The organism is Nioella sp. (genome assembly GCF_965215655.1).
In the GTDB taxonomy this organism is placed as follows: domain Bacteria; phylum Pseudomonadota; class Alphaproteobacteria; order Rhodobacterales; family Rhodobacteraceae; genus Nioella.
In genome coordinates, this window is record NZ_OZ244111.1 from 1,233,826 (window position 1) to 1,259,814 (window position 25,989).

At 64.7% G+C, this 25,989-nt stretch carries 25 protein-coding genes; 17 read left to right on the top strand and 8 right to left on the bottom strand.

All coding sequences use genetic code 11. The annotated features are described in order from the left end of the window. Positions 1 to 44: 44 nt before the first annotated feature. Complete coding sequence (locus ACOOEX_RS06355; protein ID WP_420397633.1) at positions 45 to 665, bottom strand: TetR family transcriptional regulator C-terminal domain-containing protein; 621 nt, start codon at positions 663 to 665, stop codon at positions 45 to 47. Between the two features lie 234 nt (positions 666 to 899). On the opposite strand from ACOOEX_RS06355, the gene ACOOEX_RS06360 reads away from it, so the two are divergent. The 3 genes from ACOOEX_RS06360 to hydA are packed head-to-tail and all read left to right on the top strand — an operon-like array spanning position 900 to position 3,888. Continuing rightward, a complete protein-coding gene (locus tag ACOOEX_RS06360) occupies positions 900 to 2,150 on the top strand; it encodes a Zn-dependent hydrolase (RefSeq protein ID WP_420397634.1) in 1,251 nt (416 codons plus the stop codon). Further along, positions 2,147 to 2,398, top strand: a complete 252-nt coding sequence (locus tag ACOOEX_RS06365) for a hypothetical protein (RefSeq protein WP_420397635.1) — start codon at positions 2,147 to 2,149, stop codon at positions 2,396 to 2,398. Before ACOOEX_RS06360 ends, ACOOEX_RS06365 begins: the two co-directional genes overlap by 4 nt. A 26-nt stretch (positions 2,399 to 2,424) precedes the next feature. After that, on the top strand, positions 2,425 to 3,888 hold the full coding sequence (hydA, locus tag ACOOEX_RS06370; RefSeq protein WP_420397636.1) for a dihydropyrimidinase: 1,464 nt from the start codon (positions 2,425 to 2,427) through the stop codon (positions 3,886 to 3,888). Positions 3,889 to 3,893: 5 nt separating this feature from the next. Here hydA and ACOOEX_RS06375 read toward each other — a convergent pair whose 3' ends face one another. Beyond that, positions 3,894 to 4,304 carry a cupin domain-containing protein gene (locus tag ACOOEX_RS06375; protein WP_420397637.1) on the bottom strand — a complete coding sequence of 137 codons (411 nt, stop codon included), beginning with the start codon at positions 4,302 to 4,304 and terminating at the stop codon, positions 3,894 to 3,896. A gap of 53 nt (positions 4,305 to 4,357) precedes the next feature. Here ACOOEX_RS06375 and ACOOEX_RS06380 point away from each other — a divergent pair, with 53 nt between their 5' ends. The 14 genes from ACOOEX_RS06380 to ACOOEX_RS06445 all read left to right on the top strand — a co-directional run bounded on the left by ACOOEX_RS06380 (position 4,358) and on the right by ACOOEX_RS06445 (position 18,043). Then, positions 4,358 to 5,164, top strand: coding sequence for an ABC transporter ATP-binding protein (locus ACOOEX_RS06380; RefSeq protein ID WP_420397638.1), 807 nt, complete (start codon positions 4,358 to 4,360; stop codon positions 5,162 to 5,164). A gap of 89 nt (positions 5,165 to 5,253) precedes the next feature. Then, positions 5,254 to 6,246, top strand: coding sequence for an ABC transporter permease (locus tag ACOOEX_RS06385; protein WP_420397639.1), 993 nt, complete (start codon positions 5,254 to 5,256; stop codon positions 6,244 to 6,246). Next, on the top strand, positions 6,243 to 7,172 hold the full coding sequence (locus tag ACOOEX_RS06390) for an ABC transporter permease (protein ID WP_420397640.1): 930 nt from the start codon (positions 6,243 to 6,245) through the stop codon (positions 7,170 to 7,172). The genes ACOOEX_RS06385 and ACOOEX_RS06390 overlap by 4 nt, the downstream gene beginning before the upstream one ends. A 35-nt stretch (positions 7,173 to 7,207) precedes the next feature. Next, entirely contained in the window at positions 7,208 to 8,191 is a 984-nt protein-coding gene (locus ACOOEX_RS06395) for an ABC transporter substrate-binding protein (protein WP_420397641.1), read from the top strand. Positions 8,192 to 8,366: 175 nt separating this feature from the next. Next, positions 8,367 to 8,675 (top strand): EthD family reductase, encoded by a 309-nt coding sequence (locus tag ACOOEX_RS06400; RefSeq protein ID WP_420397642.1) that lies wholly within the window; start codon positions 8,367 to 8,369, stop codon positions 8,673 to 8,675. Positions 8,676 to 8,750: 75 nt separating this feature from the next. Then, positions 8,751 to 10,082 carry a short-chain fatty acyl-CoA regulator family protein gene (locus tag ACOOEX_RS06405; RefSeq protein WP_420397643.1) on the top strand — a complete coding sequence of 444 codons (1,332 nt, stop codon included), beginning with the start codon at positions 8,751 to 8,753 and terminating at the stop codon, positions 10,080 to 10,082. Between the two features lie 92 nt (positions 10,083 to 10,174). Next, entirely contained in the window at positions 10,175 to 10,561 is a 387-nt protein-coding gene (locus ACOOEX_RS06410; protein ID WP_306046665.1) for a response regulator transcription factor, read from the top strand. Next, the gene (locus tag ACOOEX_RS06415) at positions 10,558 to 10,842 is read left to right on the top strand and encodes a hypothetical protein (protein WP_071690130.1); all 285 of its coding nucleotides are present in this window, start codon (positions 10,558 to 10,560) and stop codon (positions 10,840 to 10,842) included. The genes ACOOEX_RS06410 and ACOOEX_RS06415 overlap by 4 nt, the downstream gene beginning before the upstream one ends. After that, positions 10,842 to 13,523, top strand: a complete 2,682-nt coding sequence (locus ACOOEX_RS06420; RefSeq protein WP_420397644.1) for an ATP-binding protein — start codon at positions 10,842 to 10,844, stop codon at positions 13,521 to 13,523. Before ACOOEX_RS06415 ends, ACOOEX_RS06420 begins: the two co-directional genes overlap by 1 nt. A 30-nt stretch (positions 13,524 to 13,553) precedes the next feature. After that, on the top strand, positions 13,554 to 14,579 hold the full coding sequence (locus ACOOEX_RS06425) for a FliM/FliN family flagellar motor switch protein (RefSeq protein WP_420397645.1): 1,026 nt from the start codon (positions 13,554 to 13,556) through the stop codon (positions 14,577 to 14,579). Between the two features lie 56 nt (positions 14,580 to 14,635). Next, positions 14,636 to 15,460: a fumarylacetoacetate hydrolase family protein gene (locus tag ACOOEX_RS06430; protein WP_420397646.1), complete on the top strand. Its 825-nt coding sequence runs from the start codon at positions 14,636 to 14,638 to the stop codon at positions 15,458 to 15,460. Between the two features lie 173 nt (positions 15,461 to 15,633). Continuing rightward, the gene (locus ACOOEX_RS06435; RefSeq protein WP_420397647.1) at positions 15,634 to 16,257 is read left to right on the top strand and encodes a DUF6778 family protein; all 624 of its coding nucleotides are present in this window, start codon (positions 15,634 to 15,636) and stop codon (positions 16,255 to 16,257) included. Positions 16,258 to 16,295: 38 nt separating this feature from the next. Next, positions 16,296 to 17,498 (top strand): RSP_2647 family RNA methyltransferase, encoded by a 1,203-nt coding sequence (locus tag ACOOEX_RS06440; RefSeq protein ID WP_420397648.1) that lies wholly within the window; start codon positions 16,296 to 16,298, stop codon positions 17,496 to 17,498. Beyond that, positions 17,495 to 18,043, top strand: coding sequence for an RSP_2648 family PIN domain-containing protein (locus ACOOEX_RS06445; RefSeq protein WP_420397649.1), 549 nt, complete (start codon positions 17,495 to 17,497; stop codon positions 18,041 to 18,043). The genes ACOOEX_RS06440 and ACOOEX_RS06445 overlap by 4 nt, the downstream gene beginning before the upstream one ends. 166 nt (positions 18,044 to 18,209) lie before the next feature. On the opposite strand, the gene ACOOEX_RS06450 is transcribed toward ACOOEX_RS06445, so the two are convergent. The 6 genes from ACOOEX_RS06450 to ACOOEX_RS06475 form a co-directional block, all read right to left on the bottom strand. Then, entirely contained in the window at positions 18,210 to 18,902 is a 693-nt protein-coding gene (locus ACOOEX_RS06450; RefSeq protein WP_420398337.1) for a M48 family metalloprotease, read from the bottom strand. 42 nt (positions 18,903 to 18,944) lie between these two features. Continuing rightward, positions 18,945 to 20,375 (bottom strand): alkaline phosphatase D family protein, encoded by a 1,431-nt coding sequence (locus tag ACOOEX_RS06455; RefSeq protein ID WP_420397650.1) that lies wholly within the window; start codon positions 20,373 to 20,375, stop codon positions 18,945 to 18,947. Positions 20,376 to 20,399: 24 nt separating this feature from the next. Beyond that, complete coding sequence (locus tag ACOOEX_RS06460; RefSeq protein WP_420397651.1) at positions 20,400 to 21,014, bottom strand: DedA family protein; 615 nt, start codon at positions 21,012 to 21,014, stop codon at positions 20,400 to 20,402. Next, the gene (locus tag ACOOEX_RS06465; protein ID WP_420397652.1) at positions 21,011 to 21,370 is read right to left on the bottom strand and encodes a hypothetical protein; all 360 of its coding nucleotides are present in this window, start codon (positions 21,368 to 21,370) and stop codon (positions 21,011 to 21,013) included. The genes ACOOEX_RS06460 and ACOOEX_RS06465 overlap by 4 nt, the downstream gene beginning before the upstream one ends. A gap of 109 nt (positions 21,371 to 21,479) precedes the next feature. Continuing rightward, entirely contained in the window at positions 21,480 to 23,945 is a 2,466-nt protein-coding gene (locus tag ACOOEX_RS06470; RefSeq protein WP_420397653.1) for a GcvT family protein, read from the bottom strand. A 15-nt stretch (positions 23,946 to 23,960) separates the two neighbouring features. Then, entirely contained in the window at positions 23,961 to 25,937 is a 1,977-nt protein-coding gene (locus ACOOEX_RS06475) for an FAD-dependent oxidoreductase (RefSeq protein ID WP_420397654.1), read from the bottom strand. Between the last annotated feature and the right edge of the window lie 52 nt (positions 25,938 to 25,989).

Genomic DNA, 25,989 nt, shown 5'->3' on the forward strand with positions numbered 1-25,989 from the left:
CGAAAAATAAGTCAACAAGATTGACCTAAGGGGCCGATGCGGACCTATTCGGGCCTGAGCAGCTTGGTAAACAGCGCATCCAGAAAGCTTCCCGCCTCGGAAAGCGGATCGTGGCCGGGGCCAAGCACCGCGCGCACCTGCACGTCGAAATCGGCATAGTGCTGCGTCAGCGCCCAGATGGAAAACAGCAAGTGATGCGGGTCGAGGTCAGCGATCTTTCCGGCGGCGATCCAGTCGCGAATGACGGCGGATTTCTCCTCCACCAACTCCCGCAACTCTCCCTCAAGCGCGCCAATCATCCGGGGGGCACCTTGCAGGATCTCATTGGCAAAGAGGCGGCTTTCGCGGGGGAAATCGCGGCTCATCTCCAGCTTGCGGCGGACATAGTTCATCAGTTCCTCGACCGGCTCGCCCTCCGGGTCCAGATCGCGCAGCGGGTCGAGCCATGTGGTCATCAGTTCGGTCAGCAGGCTGACATGGATGGCCTCCTTGGAGGGGAAATAATACAGCAGGTTCGGTTTCGACAGCCCCGCCTCGGCGGCGATCTGATCCAGCGTCGCGCCGCGAAATCCCTGGCGCGAGAACACCTCCAGCGCCGCGTCGAGAATCGCCTGAGTGTTCTTGCGCTGAATGCGGGTCTTGGGCGGTTGAACTTTCACGGTCATCAGCATCACATTCCTGCGGTTTCGGGCCGAACCCTTGCGATAGACGGTTCCTACAGCGCCGCCAAGACCCGCAAGAAACAGGTTTTTCGCCTATTTGGCCCGCGAATGCCAATCCTTTGGGTGCAAAATCTTGACTGGTCCTATCCCTTTGATAGCGTGTTCTTGACCAGTTGGTCAAAACAGGAATGAAAAGGGCCGGGCACGCATCCGGTCCGCATGACAGGGAGAGCCACCATGTCCGCCCCCGGCGAAAACCTCAAGATCAATGGCGCGCGTCTTTGGGACAGCCTGATGGAGATGGCCAAGATCGGCCCCGGTATCGCGGGCGGCAACAACCGGCAGACCCTGACCGATGACGATGCCAAAGGCCGCGCGCTGTTTCAGAGCTGGTGCGAGGCGGCGGGCTGTTCCATGGGGCTCGATGAGATGGGCAATATGTTCGCCCGGCGTGAGGGCACCGACCCCGACGCGCTGCCGGTCTACATGGGCAGTCACCTCGATACGCAGCCCACGGGCGGCAAATATGACGGGGTTCTGGGTGTGCTCGGCGGGCTGGAAGCACTGCGTACCATGAACGATCTCGGCATCAAGACGAAACACCCGATCGTGCTGGTCAACTGGACCAACGAGGAGGGGACGCGTTTCGCCCCCGCCATGCTCGCCTCGGGCGTCTTTGCCGGCAAGCACACGCAGGATTGGGCCTATGACCGGGTCGATGCGGAGGGCAAACGCTTCGGCGACGAGCTGGAACGCATCGGCTGGAAGGGCGACGAAAAAGTTGGTGACCGCAAGATGCACGCCATGTTCGAGTTGCATATCGAGCAGGGCCCGATTCTGGAGGCCGAGGGCAAGGATATCGGCGTCGTCACCCACGGACAGGGGCTGCGCTGGATCGAATGCACCGTGACCGGCAAGGAAAGCCACACCGGCTCGACCCCCATGCATATGCGCAAGAATGCAGGCCGCGGGCTCGCTCTGATCACCGAGCTGGTGCATGAAATTGCGATGAAAAACCAGCCCAATGCCGTGGGTGCGATCGGTCATATCGACGTCTACCCCAACAGCCGCAACATCATTCCCGGCAAGGTCGTCTTCACCGTCGACATGCGCACCCATCTGCTGGACAAGCTCAACGCAATGGTGGCCGAGCTGATGGAGCGTGCGCCGAAGCTGTGCGAGGAGATCGGCGTGAGCTTCGAGTGCGAGATCGTCGGCCAGTTCGACCCGCCCGCCTTCGACGAGGGCTGCGTGGCTGCCGTGCGCGATGCGGCTGAACGGCTCGGGCTGAGCCATATGGACATTGTCTCGGGCGCGGGCCACGATGCATGCTGGATCAACGACGTGGCCCCCACGGCGATGATCATGTGCCCCTGCGTCGACGGCCTCAGCCATAACGAGGCCGAGGAAATCAGCCCCGAATGGGCCGAGGCCGGCGCCAACGTCCTCTTCCACGCTGTCGTGGAAACCGCGGAGATTGTTGAATGAATTCAAGACTGATCGTTGCCGGAATTGTGGCTTTGACGGCCCTTGGCGGCTGCGTGAATACCGGGGTCACCCCCACCAGCCGGGATCAGGTGCCGCAAGCGGTCTGGAACCGCGTACCGCCCGGAACTCCGGTGCAGGAGATCCAGCAGGGCACCGTCGACGGCTGCTACTGGTACCTGCGCCACGGCCCGCTGGAAACGGTCTGGGTGCCCGTGCGTGACATCGAAAGCGTCCCGATCTGCACCTGATCGGCACGCCAACAGGGAGAAGATAAATGACCACGAAAGTCATCAAGGGCGGCATGGTCTGCACCGCCGACCGCACCTGGAAGGCCGATGTGCTGATCGAGGACGAGAAGATCAAGCAGATCGGCGAGGATCTGAAAGGCGATGAATATATCGACGCCGAGGGGGCCTATGTGATCCCCGGCGGCATCGACCCGCATACCCATCTGGAAATGCCCTTCATGGGCACCACGGCGGCCGAGACCTTTGAGACCGGCACCTGGGCTGCGGCCTGTGGTGGCACCACGATGCTGGTCGATTTCTGCCTGCCCGGTGCGGACGGGTCGATCAAGAACGCGATCCATGAATGGCACCGCAAATCGGCCCCGCAGATCTGCGCCGATATCGGCTATCACATGGCGGTCACGGGCTGGAATGAAAGCGTCTTCAACGAGATGAAGGACGCGGTCGATATGGGCGTGAACTCCTTCAAGCATTTCATGGCCTACAAGGGCGCGCTAATGATCGAGGATGACGAGATGTTCGCCTCGTTCAAGCGCTGCAAGGAACTGGGCGCGCTGCCCATGGTCCATGCGGAAAACGGCGATCTGGTCGCGGATATGCAGGAACAGATGATCGCGCAGGGGATCACCGGGCCGGAAGGCCATGCCTATTCCCGCCCGCCCGAGTTTGAAGGCGAGGCCGCGAACCGTGCCATTACGATCGCCGATGCGGCGGGGGTGCCTCTCTACATCGTTCATGTCTCCTGTGAGCAGGCGCATGAGGCGATCCGCCGGGCGCGGCAGAAGGGCATGCGCGTTTATGGCGAGCCTCTCATACAATTCCTAACACTTGATGAAACCGAGTATTTCAACAAGGACTGGGACCACGCCGCGCGCCGGGTGATGAGCCCGCCGTTCCGGTCGAAGGATCATCAGGACAGCCTCTGGGCCGGGTTGCAGGCCGGGTCGCTACAGGTCGTGGCGACCGATCACGCGGCGTTCAACACCGAACAGAAACGCGCGGGCCGGGACGATTTCCGCATCATTCCCAATGGATCGAACGGGTTGGAGGAACGGCTGGCTGTGCTCTGGACCGAAGGGGTGGAAACCGGCCGTCTGACGCCCAACGAGTTTGTCGCAGCTACTTCAACGAATGTCGCCAAGATATTGAATATCTATCCGAAAAAGGGCGCCATTGTCGAAGGAGCGGATGCCGATATCGTGGTTTGGGATCCCAAGATCACCAAGACGATCAGCGCCTCGAACCATCATTCGATCCTCGATTACAACGTCTTCGAGGGCTTCGAGGTCAAGGCGCAGGCGCGTTATACGCTGAGCCGGGGCGAGGTCATCTGGGCCTGGGGCCAGAACAGCCAGCCGCAGCCCGGCCGGGGCCGGTTCGTGCCGCGCCCGGCCTTCCCCTCGGCGCATGAGGCGCTGTCGAAATGGAAGGCACTGACCGCGCCCAAGCAGATCCAGCGCGATCCGCTGAACATCCCGGCGGGGATCTGATCTGGTCAGGGGACGAGGGAGTCGAGATGAGGAAGCAAGACCACGCTTTCCTGCTCATGCGGGTCGGTTCGGGCGATAACCGCCTGCGCCGGCTCGTTGCCCGGATTGAGCGGAAGGTGCGGGACGTCGGCGGGAATATAAATGAGATCGCCAGCGTTTGTTTCCATGCAGTGTTCGAGCTTTTCGCCCCAATACATGATCGCCGATCCCGAGATCACGTAGATCGCGGTTTCATGGGTCGCGTGTTTGTGCGCCTTGGCGCGGCCACCCGGCGGTACGGTCAGAAGATGCATGCAGATCGACTGGGAACCCGTTGTTTCCCTTGCGATTCCTTCGAAATAGCTAAAGCCCTGCTTGCCCGCGTAGGTCTGGCCCGGGCGCAGCTTGATGCAGGTTTTGGGCATGGTCTGGTCCATTGTGGCCTCTTGGATGAGATGCGCCCGTTCGGCGCAAGGAGAACAAAAGCATAATGACGGCAGAACAGGCAAACGAAACCGCCGCACCGGTAGTCAAGGCCGAGGGCCTCAACCTCGTCTTCGAAACGAATGATGGCCCCGTACATGCGCTGAAGGATGTCGACCTGGAGATCGACAAGGGCGAGTTCGTCAGCTTCATCGGCCCCTCGGGCTGCGGCAAGACCACCTTCCTGCGCTGTATCGCGGCGCTGGAAACGCCCACGGGCGGCAGCCTGAGCGTGAACGGGATGAGCCCGGACGAGGCGCGCCGGAAGCGGGCTTATGGCTATGTGTTCCAGGCTGCGGGTCTTTACCCGTGGCGCACCATCGCGGGCAATATCAAACTGCCGCTGGAGATCATGGGATATAGCCGTGCGGATCAGGATGATCGCGTTAAGAACGTTCTGGAACTTGTTGATCTTGCAGGGTTTGGCAAGAAATACCCCTGGCAGTTGTCGGGCGGGATGCAGCAGCGCGCCAGCATCGCTCGGGCGCTGGCCTTTGATGCCGATATCCTGCTGATGGACGAGCCGTTCGGGGCCTTGGACGAGATCGTGCGCGACCATCTGAACGAGCAGCTTTTGCAGCTTTGGGCCCGCACGAACAAGACCATTGGCTTCGTCACCCATTCGATCCCTGAAGCGGTTTATCTCTCGACCAAGATCGTGGTGATGAGCCCGCGTCCGGGCCGGATCACCGACATCATCGACAGCCCGCTGCCGAAGGAACGCCCCCTCGATATCCGCGACACGCCGGAGTTTCTGGAGATCGCCCACAGGGTGCGGGAGGGGCTGCGTGCCGGTCATGCCTATGACGACTGAGGCCCCGAAAATGGGGGGGTGCCCCCCGTACACCCCCTGTACACCCCCTGTGCACCCCCTGTGCAGACAGATGGCACCGGAGGCAGGTCATGCGTAACCTGCTGCCCATTCTGACCATCGTCGCGGTGATCCTCGGGGTCTGGTACCTGGCGGTCGGGCCGATGAACTTCCGGCTGGCGCTGGATGCCGCGACGCGGGGCGGGGCGGATGTGACGCCCGCCACGCCCGATGAACAGGGGCAGACCGGGCTCATTCGGCTGATGCTGGACAATCCCGGTGTGATGCCAGCCGCCTATGCGTTCGAACGCCCCCGCCTGCCGCAACCTCAGGACGTGGTGGTTGAGATCTATGAGAACACGATCGGGCTGGCCCGGCGCTGTGAATGGCAGGGGTTCGGGGCGGAGCGGGACAACTGGTCACCTCTGTCGGATGGCTGCCTGCGGGTGATCGAGAACCGCCGGTCGCTGATCTTCCACGCCTGGCAGACGCTGGCGCCGACTTTGCTGGGCTTTGCCATTGGCACCGGGTTGGGTGTGCTGCTGGCCGTGGGCATCGTCTATAACCGGACGATGGATCTGAGCGTGATGCCCTGGGCGATTGCGTCTCAGACCATCCCGATCCTTGCGATTGCACCGATGGTGATCGTGGTGCTGAACGCGGTTGGCATCCAGGGGCTGCTGCCGAAATCGCTGATTTCCTCATATCTCAGTTTCTTCCCGGTCGTGGTCGGCATGGTGAAGGGGCTGCGCAGCCCCGGGCCGATGGACCTTGACCTGTTGCGCACCTACTCGGCCAGCGGCGCGCAGGAGTTCTGGAAACTGCGTCTGCCGAGCTCGCTGCCCTATCTCTTTGCCTCGCTGAAGATTGGCGTGGCGGCGGCGCTTGTCGGCACCATCGTGGCGGAGCTGCCCACGGGCGCGCGGTTCGGGCTGGGATCACGGCTGTTGACCGGCAGCTATTACGGGCAGACGGTGCAGATCTGGGCGGCGCTGATCATGGCGGCCATCTGTGCGGCGCTGCTGGTCTGGCTGATCGGGGCGGTCGAGAAGCGGACATTGACACGGTTGGGGTTGGTGCGATGACGGCGTTGGCACAGAAATACGCGGAGTTCTCGCGCTCGATCCTTGCTGGAGTTGCTGCACTACTGGTTGTGAGTTTTGTGATCGACTGGCGGCTTGGGCTTATCTTAAGCGTCTGGCTGGCGGCATGGGGCGTGAATATCGTGCTGACCGAAAGCGGCAGCCCGGCCCGGCGCTTCGTCGTGCCAACCATTTTCGGCATCACGCTGCTGGTGCTGTGGCAAATGTCCGTGCGGCTCTTCGATATCAGCCAGGTCATCCTGCCCGCGCCGACGGATATCTGGGTGGCGCTGACCACATCCGGCCCCGTCCTGTGGGCCGATTTCGTGCAGACCGTCGTGAAAGGCGCGCTGAGCGGATACATTATTGGCGCGGTTCTGGCCATTGCCACGGCCATCGCGGTGGACCGGTCGCAATTCCTGCAACGGGGTCTCTTGCCCGTGGGCAATTTCATCGCCGCGCTGCCCATCGTGGGCACGGCGCCCATTCTGGTCATGTGGTTCGGCTTCGGCTGGCAATCGAAGGCGGCTGTCGTGGTGGTCATGGTGTTCTTCCCGATTCTGGTGAACACGGTGGCGGGGCTGAAGGAAACCGACGCCATGCAGCGCGACCTGATGCGAACCTATGCGGCGAGTTACTGGCAGAGCTTCGCCAAGCTGCGCCTGCCTGCCGCGCTGCCCTTCATCTTCAACGGGCTGAAAGTTTCAACAACGCTGGCGCTGATTGGTGCTATCGTGGCGGAATTCTTCGGCTCGCCCATTGTCGGCATGGGGTTTCGCATCAAGACCTCGTTCGGCACGCTGGAACTGGCTATGGTCTGGGCAGAGATTGCCGTGGCCGCCGTGGCAGGCTCCGGCTTTTACGGTTTGGTGACGCTGGCGGAGAAACGGCTCACCTTCTGGCACCCGTCGCAAAGGACGGGACGATAAACGACAACAGAGATCCAACACTCGGAGGTAAGACAATGAAGAAACTGATGACATCGGCGCTGGCGCTCGGCCTTGCGACCGGCGCGGCTGCGGCCGACGAGGTGACGCTGCAGTTGCAGTGGGTCACGCAGGCGCAGTTCGCGGGCTACTATGTGGCGCTGGAGAACGGCTATTACGAGGAAGAAGGGCTCGACGTGACGATCCAGCCCGGTGGCCCTGATATCGCACCGCCGCAGGTGCTGGCCGGTGGCGGCGCCGACGTGATGCTGAACTGGATGCCCTCGGCGCTGGCGGCGCGGGAACGCGGCCTGCCGGTAGTCAATATCGCGCAGCCCTTTGCGCGGTCTGGCCTGATGCTGACCTGTTGGGCGGATTCGGGCATCACCGAGCCTGCGGATCTTGCCGGTCACACAATCGGCGTCTGGTTCTTCGGCAATGAATACCCGTTCCTGAGCTGGATGAGCCAGCTTGGCATTCCGACCGACGGGTCCGAGGGCGGCGTGACCGTCCTGCAGCAGGGCTTCAACGTCGATCCGCTGTTGCAGCGGCAGGCGGACTGCATCTCGACCATGACCTATAACGAATATGGTCAGGTGCTGGATGCGGGCGTCAGCCCCGATGACCTGATCACCTTCCAGTATGAGGATCAGGGCGTTGCCACGCTGGAAGACGGCATGTGGGTGCTGGAAGAGAACCTGGAAGACCCGGAATTCGTCGACCGTATGGCCCGCTTCGTGCGCGCCTCGATGCGCGGTTGGGACTGGGCCGAGGAAAACCCCGATGAGGCGGCGATGATCGTGCTGGACTATGACGAGACCGGTGCGCAGACCGAGGCGCACCAGATCCGCATGATGGGCGAGATCGCGTTGCTGACCGCCGGGTCCGACGGGCGTCTGGACGAGGCCGCCTATCAGCGCACGGTGGATACGCTGCTGGCCGGTGGCTCTGACCCCGTGATCACGGCAGAGCCCGAGGGTGCCTTTACCCATGTCGTCACCGATATGGCGCTTGGACAGTAACAGCGACCTTTCATCAAATTGTGGCGCGGTCCTCTGACGAGGGCCGCGCCGCTTTATTCTGGTGCCCGTGGTGACGCGATACTTCAGGTCCGGCGAGGCATTGGGTTGAAAGCAATCGGATTTAGGCGTTCAGCCAGAACCATGCTAGGGTGCCCTTCTTTGGGAGGACGAGATAATGGCAATGACAGTTCAGGTGATTTACCCCACCGGTGAGGGCAAGACATTCGACTATGAGTATTACGTCGAGACGCACCTGCCGATGGTGGGCAAGGTGATGGGGCCGCATGGGCTGGCCGATGCCATGGTGACCAAGGGACTGGCCGGTGGACCTGATGCGCCGCCGGGATATTTTGCCGTGGCGACGATGCTGTTTCCCGACGAGGCGACGATGAAAGCGGCGCTTGGGGCGGCGGGGCCGTTGCTGGAGGACATCCCCAACTTTACAAATGTACAACCCGACATGCTGATCGGCACTACATTGTAAAGCGGCTATCAAGGCTTTGCCAATAAACGGGTTTTCTGTTAATCCATCGGTGTGAAACCCGAGGGGAGTGGTCTGATGCGCGACCGGCAGAATCCGGTGCGGCGGCAATCGCTGACCGGCACCCGTATCCGTGAACGGCGCATGGCGCTGAAGATGCGGCAGAGCGATCTGGCGCAGGCGGTGGATATTTCGGCGAGCTATCTGAACCTCATCGAACACAACAAACGCAAGATCGGCGGCAAGCTGGTTCTGGACCTCGCGCGGGCGCTGAAGGTGGAGCCGTCGCGCCTGACCGAAGGCATGGACGCCACCCTGTCGGACATGTTGCAGGCCGCCGCGCGGGACACGGCACGCAGTTTCGGCCCGCCTGCGGAAACCGACCGGATCGACGAACTGGCGGGGCGGTTTCCCGGCTGGACCGGTCTGATCGGGGAACAACAGAAACGCATCGCGGCGCTGGAGGCGGCGGTCGAGGGCCTGCAGGATCGGCTGAGCCATGACCCGGTGCTGGCGGAATCCATGCATGAGGTGCTGTCGACGGTGGCCGCCATCCGCTCGACCTCGGACATTCTGGTGCGCGAACCGGATCTGGATGCGCAATGGCGCGGGCGGTTCCATCGCAACCTGCATGAAGAGGCGGAGCGCCTGTCGGCCAGCGCCACGGCACTGCTTGCGCATTTCGAGGGGCAGGGGGCGCGGGCCGAAACGCTATCGACCCCGCAGGAACAGGTGGAGGCGGTGTTTGAACTGGCAGGCCACCATTTCCCCGAGATCGAGGCAGGCGGCGCGGCGGCGATTCCCGAGGTTCTGGGACGGATGGGCGCGCTGGCCGATGACGATGCCCGCGATCTGGCCGCGCGTCTTCTGGCCCGATACGCCGCTGATGCGGCGCGATTGCCTCTGGACGAGGTTCTGGCCGCCGCCGCCGAGGTGGATTTCGAACCGCAAGCCCTGTTGCCGCTGGCAGGGGGCGATGCGGCGCTACTGTTGCGGCGGCTGGCGGCCCTGCCGCAAGGGGGCGCGCAGGCGGTGCCGGGTTTTGGGCTGGCCACCTGCGATGCCTCGGGCGCGCTGATTTTCCGCCGCCGGATCAATGCCTTCTCGATCCCGCGCTACGGGTCGGGCTGCCCGCTCTGGCCGCTTTACCGGGCGCTTGGGCGGCCCATGGTGCCTGACAGCGCGGTGCTGGACCTGCCAGATGGCAGCCGCTTCCGGGCCTGGGCCGTGTGCCAGCCGATTGGCCCGGCGGGCTTCGGCGCGGAACCGGTGATGGAGGCCACGATGCTGCTGCGCGCATTGCCCGATGATGCGCCCGAAAGTCCCGGTGCGGTGCCGGTCGGGCCGGGCTGTGCGCTTTGCCCGCGAGAGAGCTGTTCCGCGCGCCGGGTTGGGGGCAGCTTCGGCTAGGGTCACCTACGGCAGGTCCAACAAGTGTTTGACAATGGCCGGGGCATCGGCAAGCTAGGCGTCCAATCCAAACGGGGCAGGGAGGGTCCAGCTTGGGGCGCCGCGTTCTTCTCGTCGAGGACGAGATCAACATATTCGAGGCGATCAGCTTCCTGCTGTCCCGTGACGGGTGGGAGGTGTCCGGCCATGGCAATGGTGCGACCGCGCTGGACGAGATTGCACGGCTCGACCCCGATGTGCTGGTGCTCGACGTGATGCTGCCCGGACGGTCCGGTCTGGATATCCTGCGCGATCTGCGCAAGCAGCCCGAAACCGCTGATCTGCCGGTGCTGATGCTGACCGCAAAGGGCCAGTCCAAGGATCGCGATCTTGCGCTGGCGCTTGGGGCCAATGCCTATCTGACCAAGCCCTTTTCCAATTCCGAGATGGTGGAGACCCTGAACAGGGTGGCGACGGGCGGGCAAAAGGCCGGAACATGAGCCGCCGCCTGTTTCTCGAACGCCGCACCTATCGGCGCAATCGCCTGCAGGACGCGGCGCGGCTGGCCCCGGTTCTGGGGGCGTTCCTGTTCTTCGGGCCGGTCTTCATCCTGACATCCGACACCGGGGTCAGCGGTGGCACCTCCGGCTGGCTGGTCTATTTCCTGGGCGTGTGGTTCGGGCTGGTGATCCTGTCGGCGGCCCTGTCCTATGCCATTGGCCGGGTGTTCCCCGGCGAGGACGGCGCCTGGCCCCCGTCTGACGGGTCGGAGGGCGGCTGATGCTGTCGCTCGACGGTCTGGTTGCCATTTGCATTCTCTATGTGGTGGCGCTGTTTGGCATCGCCTTTCTGGCCGAGAAGAAAGCGACCGAGGGCAATGCCCGCTGGCTGAATTCGCCCTTCGTCTACACTCTGTCACTGTCGATCTACACCACCGCCTGGACGTTCTACGGCGCGGTCGGGTCGGCGGCGCGGTCGGGGCTGGAGTTCATGACGATCTACCTTGGCCCGACGCTGGTTTTCATCGGCTGGTTCTGGCTGCTGCGCAAAATGGTGCGGATCGGGCGGGCGCAGCGGATCACCTCGATCGCCGACATGATTTCCAGCCGCTACGGCAAATCGGGCGCGCTGGCGGCTCTGGTCACGGTGCTGGCGGTGATCGGCACCACGCCCTATGTGGCGCTGCAATTGCAGTCGGTGACGCTGTCCTTCTCGGTCTTTGCCGATCCGGGCGAGTTTGCGGCCCTTGGCACCGACACCACGGCGGTCTGGGTTGCGGGGGGGTTGGCGCTGTTCACGATCATCTTCGGCACCCGCAGCCTCGATGTGAACGAACGCCACCCCGGCCTTGTGTCCGCCATCGCGCTGGAGGCCATCGTGAAGCTGGCGGCACTGCTGGCCGTGGGGGTCTTCGTGGTCTGGGGCGTGGCGGAGGGGCCTGCGGATATCCTCGCGCGGATCGACGAGAGCCCGATTTCGGAATGGAGCTCGAACGGTGCCAGATGGGTGGGGCTGACCACGCTTTCCGCCGCCGCCATCCTGTGCCTGCCGCGCATGTTCCAGGTGCTGGTGGTGGAAAACGCCAATGAGGGGCATTTGGCCACCGCGTCATGGGCGTTCCCGCTCTACCTTTTGCTCATGTCGCTCTTCGTGCTGCCGATTGCGGTGGTGGGGTTGCAGGTGCTGCCCGATGGCGCGAACCCGGACCTTTACGTTCTGACGCTGCCCTTGGCCTTCGATCAGGACATGCTGGCCCTTCTGGTCTTTCTGGGCGGTTTTTCCTCGGCCACCTCGATGGTGATCGTGGCGGCGTTGGCGCTCAGCACCATGCTGTCGAACCATATCATTGTGCCGATCTGGCTGTGGGTCACCAAGGGCGAGGACCCGATGTCGGGGGACATGAGGCGGGTGGCCCTTATGGCGCGGCGTCTGTCGATTATCGGGGTGCTGTTCCTGGGGCTGATCTATTATCGCAGTTCCGGCGGGTCGGTGGCGCTGGCCTCGATAGGGCTGATTGCGTTTCTGGGCGTGGCGCAGGTTCTGCCGGCGCTTCTGGGCGGTATCTTCTGGCGCGGGGCGACGCGGGCGGGGGCCATGTCCGGGATCGGCGCGGGCTTTGCCATCTGGGCCTGGGTTCTGCTGATGCCCAATGCGGCGACCTCCGGGCTGATGCAGGGGATGCTGGAAAGCGGGCCCTTCGGGATCGAGTGGTTGAGGCCCTCCACCCCGCTTGGCATCCGGGGCGCGGACCCGCTGCTCACGGCGATGGTGCTGTCGCTCGGGGTAAATACCTTCCTCTTCACCTTCGTATCGCTGATCACCTTCCCCTCACCGATGGAACGGCTGCAAGGCGCGCAATTCGTCAATGTCTTCGACCATTCCGCCCCCACGCCGGGCTGGCAGGGGGGCGCGGCTGCCGCCGATGACCTGTTGATCATGGCGCAGCGGATTTTGGGCACGGGACGCGCCGGGCGGCTGTTTCAGCAGGCGGCGGCGGCGCAGGGCCGGGCGGCGAGCCTGCCGGACCCGAATCCCGATTTCCTGAAGATGCTGGAACGCGAACTGGCGGGGTCGGTGGGGGCCGCAACGGCCCATGCGATGGTCTACCAGATCACCGGGGGTGCGACCGTGTCGGTGCGGGATCTGCTGGCGGTGGCCGATGAAACCGCGCAGATGATGGAATATTCCAGCCAGCTGGAACGGCAATCCTCCGAACTGACCCGCACGGCCGCGCGGCTGCGCGAAGCGAACCAGAAACTGACGGAACTGGCCGAGCAGAAGGACACGTTCCTGAGCCAGATCAGCCACGAGCTGCGCACGCCGATGACCTCGATCCGGGCGTTTTCGGAGTTGCTGATGCAGGGCGAAGATCTGGAAGAAGAAACGCGGCAGAAATTCTCCCGTATCATCCACACCGAAAGCATGCGGCTCACGCGGTTGCTGGATGATCTGCTGGACCTGTCGGTGCTGGAACATGGCCGCGTCACGCTGAATGAAAGCCCCGCGACACTGGCTGAGGTGCTGGACAAGGCAGAGGCGGCGACCGGCGTGATGGAATCGGGCGGGCGTATCCGTATCCGGCGGGATCGGGAGGCCGAGCAGATCGACCTGATGACCGATGGCGACCGGCTGGCGCAGGTCTTTATCAACCTCATCTCCAACGCCCAGAAATACTGCGATGCCGAAGAGCCCGAGCTGCGCATTCGCGTCCAGCGCCAGCCGGGGCGCGTGGATGTGGAGTTTTCCGACAATGGCTCGGGCATCCCGGAACGTCAGCAATCGCTGATTTTCGAGAAATTCACCCGGCTGGAAACCACCCGCGACGCGCAGGGGGCGGGACTGGGGCTGGCGATCAGCCGCGAGATCATGCAGCGCCTTGGCGGGCGGCTGAGCTATGTGCCGGGGCAGGGCGGGGCGGCCTTCCGGGTGCGCTTGCCGGGCCGGGCGCTGCGCGCTGCTTGACGCTTTCTTAACCTCTTTCATGGGAGAAAGATGCGGGCCGTTCTGCCCGCCAAAGGGAATGTCATGCCATCAGACGGGTTCAATCCGGGCCTCAGGCTGAAAATCCGGTCGCCCAAAGGGGAAGACCCGGATCAGCGCGCGCGTGCAGAGGGCGTGGACCCGGCCCTGACCCGCGCCTTGGGCAAGGCGGGTGCCCCCTATGAGGGGCTGTCGCTGGCCGCCACGCCCGACGCCCCGAAATGGGATCTGCCCCTTGCCGATGTGATTGCCGCGCTGCCGGAGGGCGGGCTGGTCTGCCTGCTGGAGGCCGGGCAGGACCGCCGCGCCATCTGTGCGCTGGATCATGGCGCGGTCGATGCGCTGATCGAGGTTCAAACCACGGGCCGCGTCGACAAGGGGCCGGGCCTGCCGCGCGCGCCCACCATGATCGACGCGGCGTTGACGCGGGATTTCATCGGACTCTTCCTCAGTGCCTTTGCGGGCGAGATGACAGGGGCGGCCGGCGTGGACTGGCCGCTTGGCCTGACCTACGGCACCCATCTACCCGATCCGCGCGGGCTGGAGCTGTTGCTGCCCGATCATCCCTGCCACCTGTTCAGCGCCACGCTCGATCTGGGCGAGGGGGCAAAGAAAGGCAGGATCCTGCTGGCAGTGCCCGTGACAGGCACGGACAGTCCCGCGCCAAAGGGCACGTCCCCCGCACCGGGATGGGGCCAGCCATGGCATGAGATCGTGATGGCCGCCCCCGCGATGCTGGAGGCGGTCCTGCTGCGCCAGACCCTGCCGCTGTCGAAGGTGGAGAGGTTGCAAGCGGGTGACGTGCTGCCCTTCGACCGGTCCGATCTGGCCTCGGTCGCCATCTGTGACGTCGCGGGGCGGCGGCTGTTCAGCGCGCGGCTTGGCAAGGCCGGGTCAAGGCGCGCGATCAACCTCACTGCGGGAGACGGCTTGCGACCGGCCCCTGCGCCACCCCCGCCACCGCAAACGGCACCGGCACCGCCTCAGCCCCCGCAGGCCGCACCGCCAGTGCCGGAAGAGGCTCCGCCTGCCACTTGACCTTGTCCGTTGCTTGGGCCTTTCTGGGCGCGAAAAGTACCAAAGGGGGACGGGCGATGAAATTCCTGCGCTACGGCGAGAAGGGACAAGAGAAACCGGGCGTTCTGGATGCCAAGGGCAATCTGCGCGACCTGTCCGGCCAGATCGCGGACCTCTCGGGCGACGTTCTGGGGCGGTTGGCAGACCTGACCGCCGATGGCCCGCTGGTCGAAGGCTCCCCCCGGATCGGCACCCCCGTTGCGGGCGTGGGCAAGATGGTCTGCATCGGGCTCAACTATTCCGACCACGCGGCAGAGGCCAACATGACCCCGCCGGACGAGCCGATGATCTTCATGAAGGCGACCTCCGCGATTTCCGGCCCCTATGATCCGATCGAACTGCCGCGCGGCTCGGTCAGCACCGATTGGGAGGTTGAACTGGGCGTCGTCATCGGCAAGCCCGCCAAGTACATCACCGCCGATCAGGTGATGGACCATGTGGCGGGCTTCGTGGCCGTCAATGACGTGTCAGAGCGTGATTTCCAGATCCGCCGGTCGGGCCAGTTCACCAAGGGTAAAAGCTGCGACACGTTCGGCCCGGTCGGCCCCTGGCTGGTAACCCCCGACGAGATCGCCGACCCACAGAATGTCGCCCTGCGCCTGAGCGTAAACGGCGAGACCATGCAGAACGGCAACACGCGCGACATGATCTTCCCCATGGCCGAGGCCATCGCGCATCTGAGCCATTTCATGAGTTTCCAGCCCGGCGATATTATCGCAACCGGCACTCCCGCTGGCGTCGGCATGGGAATGACACCGCCGCGCTACCTGCGCGCGGGCGATGAGGTTGTGCTGGAGGTCGCAGGGCTTGGCCAGCAACGCATGCAGGTGGTACAGGGCTGAGACGCGGAGAGCCTGCCAGAACTAATTTGACGAAAACCTGTCGATAAATGAAAAAATGCCTTTGCAAAGTTGCAAGGGCATCACGTTTCTGCCCAGTTTCGGCGTCATCTTCTGCCCATGACCAAAAGAAGGACACGGGAATCAGTCCCGGAGATCCTGGCAGGAGAAGACGCATGAAACGTATTTTACTCGCATTTCTGGGCCTCGCCGCAATGGGCGTGTCGGCCTGTTCCACTGTCCCGCATGTGGACGTGACGCAAAACATTACCGTGCCGACGGGGCTCGCCGCTCAGGCAGAGGCCGCCGACTGGCAGGTGGAGGCCATCAATATCGCCGTGCCCGAGAGCCTGACGGTGTCCGAGGCCAACACGATCAAGCCGCGCTCGGACATTGTGTGGCGTGAAGACCCGGTGTCCGGCGACCGCCACCAGCAGGTGCAGGCGCTGATCCATGAAGCCATGGAGTTCGCCCTGCGCCCCCTGACCGAAGAGGGCGCGACCCCGGTCATCGTCGAGATGGAGGTCACCCGCTTCCATGCGCTGACCGAACGCGCCCGTTACACCATCGGCGGCGAGCATGAGATCGAGTTCATGTTCACCGTCCGCGATGCCGAAACCGGCGCGGCGCTCACGGGCCCGATCCCGGTGGACCTGACCTTCCGCGCATTGGGTGGCAGCCGCGCCATCGCGGCGGAACGCGACGGCATCTATCAGCGCGACCGCATCCAGAGCCAGATCATCGGGTGGGCGCGGCAGGAATTCGGGCTTGACGCGCAGGGCACCGAATACGTGTTCTGACCGTTCCCAAGACCAGAGAATCCCGATATGGGGGGCGTATGACAACGCCCCCCATTTCCGTTTTGCGCCTGAAACCCAAGGCCGACGCCCGCCGCATCCGCCATGGCCACCCCTGGGCCTGGGCCGATGAGATCGTTCTCGACCGCCGCTCCCGCGGCGTGCCTGCGGGCGCGCTGTGCCTGCTGGAAGATGGCGATCGTCAGCCGCTGGCCGTTGGCATCGCTACCACGGGCGCCAAGATCGCCTTTCGTGTGCTGGACCGCGACCCCTCTACCGTGATCGACGCCGACTGGCTGCGGGGCAAGGTGACTGCCGCGCTCGACCTGCGTGACAGGCTTTTCGATGCGCCCTACTACCGGCTTGTCCATGCCGAGGGCGACGCGCTGCCCGGCCTCATCATCGACCGCTTCGGGGATGTGCTGGTGGTCCAGCCCAATGCGATCTGGATCGAAGAGAGGCTGGAGGATCTGACCGCGATCCTGGCCGATCTGACCGGGGCCACCACCATCATCAAGAACGGATCGGGCCGCGCCCGCGCGCAGGAGGGGCTGGAGGAGGACAGCGGCCTGCTGCTCGGGACCGCGCCCGATGCGGCCCTGCCGGTCCAGATGAACGGCGCCACCTATCTGGCGGATGTGATGGGCGGTCAGAAAACCGGGCTCTTCTACGACCAGCGCCCCAACCACGCCTTTGCCCGGTCGATGGCCAAGGGCGCGCGGGTGCTCGATGTCTTCTCCCATGTGGGCGGCTTCGCATTGGCGGCACTGGCAGGCGGCGCAACACAAGCACTCTCCGTCGATGCCTCCGCCCCGGCGCTGGAGCTGGCCACAGAGGGCGCGTCCCGGATGGGCATGGCTGAGCGTTTCGCCACCCGCCAGGGCGATGCTTTTGCGGTGATGGAGGATCTGGCGGCAGCGGGCGAGCGCTTCGACCTTGTCATCGCCGACCCGCCCGCCTTCGCCCCCTCGAAACAGGCGCTGACCCAGGGGTTGCGGGCCTATGAACGGGTCGCGCGTCTGGCGGCTCCTCTGGTGGCCCCTGGCGGCACGCTCATCCTGTGCAGCTGCTCCCACGCCGCCGATCTGGGCAAGTTCCGACAGGCCTGCCTGCGCGGTATCGGCCGGGCCGGGCGTGACCCGCGCCTGATCCACACCGGCTTTGCCGGGCCCGACCATCCGCAGCATCCAGCCTTGTCAGAGACCGGCTATCTCAAGGCGCTCGCCTTCCGCCTGCTTCCATGAGGCTCTGCCTCGACGCCTGCGTGCTCTACCCGACGGTGCTGCGCGAAATCCTGATGGGGGTGGCGGGTCAGGGGCACTTCACCCCGCTCTGGTCCGCGCGCATCGCCGAGGAATGGCGGCGCACGGCAGAGCGGCAAAGCCCAGGCGACGGGGTCATTGCCGAAGGGGAAATCGCGCTGCTCAATGCGCGCTGGCCAGGGGCTGAAATCCCTGCCGATCCCGATCTCGAACAGCAGCTCTGGCTGCCCGACCCCGCCGATATCCATGTGCTCGCCACGGCGATCAAGGGGCAGGCACAAGGCATCGTCACCCTCAACCTGCGCGATTTCCCGGTGCGAGAGCTTCAGCCCCACAATCTGCAAACCCACCATCCCGATGCGCTGCTCTACCAGCTCTGGCAGGACAGCCCGGATGCCGTCACCGACGTGGTCACACGCGTCCACGCCACCGCCCAATCCCTGGCAGGCGAACCGCTCGACCTGCGCAAGCTTATGAAACGCGCCCGGCTGCCGCGTCTTGGCAAGGCGCTCTCTTCTTCTTGGTGACAAATACTCTCGCCGAAGGCTGTCCACCGCTGCAACCAGCACCATCCGGCGGGCAACGCACAGATCTCCCCACGCATCCATGGCAATGCGGGCCGAGGAGGCCCCCGCGAAAGCGGGGGTTGACGAGGCGCGCTCCCGGGTCGACGCCGAAGGCGGCGAAACCCCGTTACCCCCGCGCCTCCTCCCATCGGGCTTCCAGCGCCTCGATGGCGGCAATCCGGTCGGGCGTCTTGGGATGGCTCATCAGCCAGGCCGGCGCCCCGCGCCCCGCCATGCCGGTCAACCCCTCCAGCTTCGAAAGCAGCGCCTTTTGCGGCCCGGTGCCGAAGCCCGCCTTGACCATCAGCGCGGCGGCATAGGCATCAGCCTCATACTCATCGCCGCGCGAAATCCGTGCCACGACAAGCGAGGTCAGCACCCCCGCCAGCCACGGGCCAAGCCCCGGCAGAAACCGCCCCAGGACCGAAGCCAGAATAGTGCGCACCGCGTTCTGGCCGGAAAAGTCGATCATCCGCCGCCGCGTATGGCCAAGCGCCACGTGCCCCAGCTCATGGGCGACGACGCTGGCCAGTTCCTCGCCCGTGACCTCGCCCGCCCGGTAGCGATTATAGAAGCCGCGTGTGAGAAAAATCCGCCCATCCGGCGCGGCCAGACCGTTCACCGGCTCCACCTCGTACAGATTGACCCGAATGCGCGGCAGCTCCAGCGCCGCGGCCAGCCGGTCCATGATGCCTTTTAGCGCCGGATCGGCCAGTTCGGTCGAGCGTTCATCCAGCTCGCGCCGGGTGCGCCAGGCCGAGAAATGGTACATCACCAGCCCGTAGGCGATGGCAAGCAGGATGGGGGTCAGGCGCAGGATCATGGGGCAGATATGGGGCGTGGCGCGCGATTGGGCAAGGGATCAGAGCGGCAGGGCCGGGCTGCGTCCCGCATCTTCGAATTCCCACTCCGCCGACCAGTCTTCGCCGCTGCGCTCCAGCACCAGGTAATTGCGCTCGGCAATATAGCGCTGCGCCTGTCCGGGGATGCGCGCCATGCGGATCTTGTGGCCTTTCAGAGGCGACTCCCCGAAGGCCGCCAGCGCGCCCAACACCTTAGCCCAGGCCTTGGGCGGTGCCCGGTGCGAAATGCCCGAAGCCACCAGCTGGTGCAGCGTGTCGCCGCTTGGCAGGCTCATCTCGCCCCGCGCCGCCAGGTGAATCTCGCCCGACAGCACCGTGACCTGCTGATCCGCGTGATCGGCGATCCGGGCCATCAGCTCCAGCATATGCGTCCAGCTTTCGCGATGCGCGCGGCTTTGCCATTGGTCGCGCAGGTCGTCCTCGTATTTCTGCATGCGCGGCGTCAGCACCATCAGCAGTTCCAGCAGCGACAAGCGCGGGCCGAGCAGAGGGACGCTCGACATCACCAGCGTGCGGCCGGGGCAGGGGCTGCGGGTCTCGTCCTCCATCATCTGCCAGCCGCCCTTGCCCATAACCTCGCGCCGGGTGCGTTCGCTGCGCAGATCGGGGCCGAGGAGGCGCAGGCCGGGGGCGCTGACGGACCAACCCAGATGCAGGCCGCTTGGGTCGCGGAACCGGGCGGGCAGATCGCCCTCCACCGTGCCATGCTGGAACAAAAGCGCCGCTTCGCGCGCCATCTCGAACAGCGCCTGACCGACCGGCGAATAGGTGCGGCTGCGTTGCAGCGACCCCCAGCCATCGCAGATGTCATGGTCGTCCCACTGCATCAGCGCTGGCACGCGCGCGGCCAGATAGGCGAACTCGGGTGCCTTGTAGAGCGTGAAGTAACGATCTGCGAAGCGCGCGCGCAGGTGGTCGCGCAAACTCGCCAGATCGGCGCGGGAGGGATCACGCGGGATGCGGTCGGGCCAATCCTCGGACAGTGGGTGCCCATGGGTCGCCTCATCCGCATAGACTTGGTCGCCGCCATGCAGGATCAGCGAAAAGGGTTTTTCGTCATGCTCCGCACCCAACCGCGCCCACATGGCATTCCGCTCCGCCCCGTCGCGGTCCAGATCGCCATGCTCCTCTCCGTTGCAGGATACGAAGGCGAGCCGCCCGCCATCCTCCGGCAGACCCGCCAGCGCATAGTCGCTGCCGTTCCAGTGGTAAGAGGACGGCCGGTCGAGCGGCACGGAGAACCGCGCGCGGTGCACGGTCATACCGGCCAGATCGGCAAGTCGCGTCATCTCTGCCGGGCCGTCCCCGGTGTCCGGGGCAGGCACGTCCCGTCCCTCGGGCGCGATCAGCAGCGCGGCCAGATGCATCCGCCCGTCGCGGATATCGTCAAGGATGAGGATCGGGCCGAGAATCCGGTCGGGACTGGTCATGGTCCCGATTTAGAGTCCGGCGCGTCAGGGTTCAACCGCGCGCCGCGCCTTCTGGGCCTTCAGCGCCCCGCGAATCCAGACCACCATCGCACCCGCCACCGCCAGCGCCGCCAGCAGCCCGACCGCATTGCCCAGAATGTCGGACACCGCCTCGATCTGGCTGGCAAAGGCAAAGCCGAGGCCGACATAGACCGTCACCCAGATGGTCTCGCCCAACACGTCCCAGATTGTGAAGCGCAGCCAGCCAAGCCCGGTGGTCCCTGCGATGAAATTCACCCACGGTCCAAGCGGTGCAAAGAGCCAGGTGGACAGGAAGACCCCAAGCCCGCCGCGCTTGTCCACCAGCCTCCGCGCCCGGTTCAGCACCGCGCTGCGGGCCGGGGTGCGGGCAATGCGTTCGACCAGTGGCGCGCCGCCGTGGCGGCCAATCAGGTATCCGGTCTGATCTCCCAATACGGCCCCGCCCCAGGCCCCGGCGATGACCTGCCACAGCGCCAGATCGCCAGCCGCCACGAAGGCCCCGCCCGACAACATCATCAGCGAGGTTGGGATGGGCAGCGCCAGGCAGGACAGGAAGGACGAGGCGAAGATCACCAGCGCGCCCCAGCTGGTGACGAGGGCAAAGATCGTATCGGTCATGGGCGCGGCCCCTGTTCGGCCCGGAAGGCGTTAATCGCGGTTTGCACCTGCGCGGCCAGCACATCCACCGATACGCCACGTTCTTCCGCAAGCTCCTGCAGCGACAGCGGCCTGCCGGGGGCGGGCGGCAGATTGAGCGCCTCGAAGGCCACCTCGCGCGGGACGTCCCAGGAATGGGCCACGTAGCCCGGTGTCATCCAGGGCTCGATCGCCTGATCGCGATGCGCGGGATCGGCCCAGTAAATCCAGAACGCGACCAGCCGCACGGCAAAGAACAAGCTCACCACCAACGCGCCCCCGAGGATCACGGTGGCAACCGGCGCAGCCTGCCAGATGCGGCGAAGAAAGGTGAACATGGGCGGTCCTTCATAGGGCGTCAGGGGATGACACGGACCATGGCGCGATTTCCGTCGAAGGGGAAGGGCATGCCCCGCCGATCACGTCGCCGGCAGGGCAGGGTGTCTGTCAGCCGCGCATATTCGCGCCATTCGCGTCATAGCTGGGGCCGTCCAGCACGCGGGCCTTGTACATCTCGCCCAGGATCTCGACCTCCAGCTCCGATCCGGGTGTGGCATGGGCAGCGTCGACATAGCCCATGGCGAGCGACTGGCCCGTTCTGTGGCCGTAGCCCCCCGACGACACATAGCCCACGGCTTCGCCATCCTTCAGCACCGCCTCGTCATTGGTGACGTCGATCCCCTCGGCCGCGATCGCCATGGTGACCAGCCGCCGTTTCGGCCCGGCCTCACGCGCTGCCAAAGTCGCCTCCTTGCCCACGAAGTCCTTCTTCCAGTTGATGAAAGCCTCCATGCCGCTTTCCACGGCATCGAAATCGGGTCGGAATTCCAGCGTCCAGACGCCCCAGCCTTTCTCCAGCCGCATGGACATCAGCGCCCGCGCGCCGTACCAGCGATAGCCCAGATCGGCCCCGGCCTCCTCGATGGCCTCGGCAAGCCGCAGCAGGTATTGCGGTTTGCAGTAGATCTCGTAGCCCAGTTCACCGCTGAACGAAATCCGGTTCAGGATCACCGGCACGCCGCCCACGAAGGTCTGGCGCAGATCGCGGAACCTGAAGGCTTCGGCGCTCATGTCGTCGCGGGTGATCCGCTGCAAAAGCTCCCGAGATTTGGGGCCAGACAGGGCTATCCCGTGCCAGTCATCGGAGACATTGGCATAGCTCACGTCAGCGGGCAGGTCCTTTTCGAACCATCGGCGATGCGCCTCCTGCATGGCGCCGGAGCCGAAGAGCATGAAGTGATCCTCGGCCAGACAGGCCACGGTCAGATCGCCGTAAAGCCGCCCCTTGGGGGTCAGCATCGGTGTCAGGGTCAGGCGACCGGGTTTCGGCACATATCCCGCAAGGATACGGTCCAGCCAGGCCCGCGCGCCCGCGCCCTTGATCTCATGCTTGGCGAAGTTGGCGATCTCGATGCCGCCCACGGCCTCCTGCACCGCTTTCACTTCGCGCGCCACGTAGTCATGCGACCGGTTGCGTTCGAAGGTGGGTTCCTCATGGGCGTCTTCCGGCCCATCCGCGAACCATAGCGCATTTTCAAGGCCAAAGCCCTGACCCATCCGCGCGCCCTTGGCGACCAGCCGGTCATAAAGCGCGGTGGTTTTCTGCAAACGGCCCTTGGGCAGGGTTTCGTTCGGGAAGGTCATGACGAAGCGGCGTTCGTAATTCTCGGTCGATTTCACCGTTCCCCAGTCGGGCGTCGCCCAATCGCCAAAGCGCGCCACATCCATGGCCCAAACGTCGATCGAGGGTTCCCCGTCGATCATCCATTCCGCCATGGTCAGCCCGACGCCGCCGCCCTGGCAGAAGCCCGCCATCACGCCCACGGCGCACCAATAGTTGGTCATGCCCGGCACCGGCCCGATCATCGGGTTGCCATCGGGGCCGAAGGTGAAGGGGCCGTTGATTGCGTCCTTGATCCCGGCATTTGCCAGCGCCGGGATGCGTTCGAAGCCCAGTTCCAGGCGGTCGGCGATGCGGTCCAGATCGGGTTGCAGCAGTTCGTGCCCGAAGGTCCAGGGCGTGCCCTCCACCTTCCACGGTGTGCCCTTGGGCTCATAGGTGCCAAGCAGCATCCCCTGCCGTTCCTGCCGGAAGTAGATATTCGCCTCGTAGTCGATGCCGCAGGGCAGGCGGCCCGCACCGCCGGGCTGCATCCGCTCGACGATCTCGGGGATCGCCTCAGTGATCAGGTAATGGTGTTCCATCGGCTGCACGGGGATGTGCAGCCCCTGCATATGCCCAACTTCCCGTGCCCAGAGACCCCCGCAATTGACGATGATCTCGGCATTGATGACGCCCTTGGGCGTGGTCACATCCCAGCTTCCGTCGGGGCGCTGCGTGGTGGCGGTGACGCCGCAATGGGTGAAATATTGCGCGCCGTGCACGCGGGCGGCCTTGGCAAAGGCATAGGTCGCGCCCGAGGGATCAAGGTCGCCATCCTGATCGTCCCAGAGCGCCGCGTAATACTGGCTGGTGTCAATGAGCGGGTGCCGCTCGGCCAGTTCCTTGGGGCTGATAAACTCCTGGTTCAGCCCCATGTAGCGCGCCTTGGACCGTTCGCGTTTCAGATAGTCGTACCATTCCTTGGTCGAGGCCGCGTAGAAGCCGCCGGTCATGTGCAGGCCTACGGAATGGCCGCTGGTTTCCTCGATCTCTTTATAGAGATCAATGGTATAGCCCTGGAGGCGGCTGATATTGGGGTCTGAGCTGATGGTGTGAATCTGCCCCGCCGCGTGCCAGCTGGAGCCGGAGGTCAGCTCGTCGCGTTCCAGCAGGACAACGTCCTTCCAGCCGAATTTCGCAAGGTGGAACAGGATCGAGCAGCCAACAACGCCGCCGCCGATCACCACAACCTTGGCGTGGGAGGGTAGGGGCTTGCCGGTGGCGGTGTCGTCTTTTTGAATCTCGGGCATGTCAGTGCTCCTCTATCAGATGTCGAGACCGCATTTGCGGCCCTCGTAAAAGGCCCATGGCGCCTGGCGCGGGGCCTGCGCGTCGCCGATGAGAATGGGGGTGAGGTCGGACAGCTCCTCCGACAGCGGGTCGAAGGCGCGGTTCGTGGTGGCCATGACAAGGGCGGAACTGGCGATCTCCCGCTCGGACCCATCCAGCAGGTTGCGCAGCAGCGCCCCGTTGCCGCGCCATTCCAACAGGCCATGCTCCGTCAGCATCTCGACCCCAAGCCGCGCCAGCCGCGCGCGGATCGGGATGTCGGCACTTGTGCGGGCCAGTTCCTTGCCCACGAAGGGGTCGGGCGTGACCAACGTGACCTGCTTGCCCGCCTCGGCCAGATGCCACGCCGTGCCGACGCCGCGCATATTGCCGCCTTCGTCCAGCACGATCACGTGATCGCCAAGGCGTGCATCGCGGCGCATCACGTCCTCGGCAGCATAGACATTGCCATTCGCCAGCCCCGGCAGGGCGCCAAGCTGCGGCAGCCAGCGTTGCGTCGCCTCCTCATCCGGCAGCGATCCGGAGGCCAGTACCACCTGATCCGCGCCAATCGCCCGCACGTCCTCCGCATCGAGGAAGCTGTTCAGATGCAGCCGCACCCCCAATTGCGCGAACTGCCGTTCGTACCAATCGAGCAACTCCGTGATCTGTCCCCGCCGTGGCTGTTCCCCTGCCAGCCGAAACTGCCCGCCAATCACTGCCGCCGCCTCGTGAATCTCGACCGAATGCCCCCGCTCGGCGGCCACCCGCGCGGCCTCCAGCCCCGCCGGGCCCGCGCCCACGACCAGCACCTTTTTCGGCGTCTCGGCAGGCGCAAACCTGTCGCCGCCCCACTGGTATTCGCGCCCCACGGAGGGGTTCACGAGGCAGGAAATCCAGTAATCCCGCGAGCGCCGCCCCCAGCACATCTGGTTGCAGGAAATGCAGCCGCGAATGTCCTCCGGTCTGCCCTCAACAACCTTCCGCGCCAGATGCGGATCGGCGATCTGCCCGCGCACGATGGAGACCAGATCGGCCTGGCCCGAGCCGATCACGCTTTCCGCATTGTCGGGCGTCCTGATCCCACTTTCGGCCTGCACCTTCGCGTGTTTGAGGTCGCGCTTGAAGACCTCGGTCGCGGGCACGGTCAGTTTCTCACCCAGGACGAAAGTCGGCATCAGCTTTTCGAAATCGAGATAGCCACCAGAGCCGCAGCTGACATAGTCCAGATGTCCCGTTGCATCATGCAGCGCGAGGATTTCGGTCAGCTCGTCAATCCCGAGGCTCACCGCGTAGCTGTCGGAGTAGCTCACCGACATACCAACGATGAAATCCTCACCGCAAGCCGCACGGATGCCCTCCAGAATCCGCATCGACATCCGCGTGCGGTTTTCCAACGACCCGCCCCAATTATCATCCCGCCGGTTGCTCCAAGGTGTCCAGAACTGATCCAACAGCGAATGATAGGCGGCCCAGATTTCCACCCCGTCAAAGCCTGCCTGCTGGCACCGCCGGGCGGCCGCAACGAAAGCTGCGATCATCTCCTCGATCTCGGCCCCGGTCATGGCATGGCTGCCGTCGCTGTCGTGGTAACTGGGTCGCCCCGACGGGCCCAAGTGCGGCTGATAGCTGAGGTCGGAATCGCCGTGCTGGCCCACGTGGTAAAGCTGCTGCAGCACCACCGCGCCCGCGTCCTTTACCGGCTCCAGTATGCGGCGGAACGCGGGGATCACCGCGTCATCCTCCGCCAGGAAATTGCCCCGCGTCAGCACGCCGGTGCGATGCACCGGAACAGGCTCCGCCACGATCATCCCCGCGCCGCCCAAGGCGCGTTCCAGCAGGTAGGCGCCGAACTGGTCGCCCGGCAATCCGTTCACTGACATGTTCGCCGTGTGGGCTCCAAAAGTGATGCGGTTGCGCAGGGTCTTGTGACGCAGATCGAGCGGGCTGGTGAGGCGGGGAAAGGCGGTCATGGGCGGTTTCGTCTGCACGAGGGGTGCACGGGGGGTATACAGGGGGTGTACA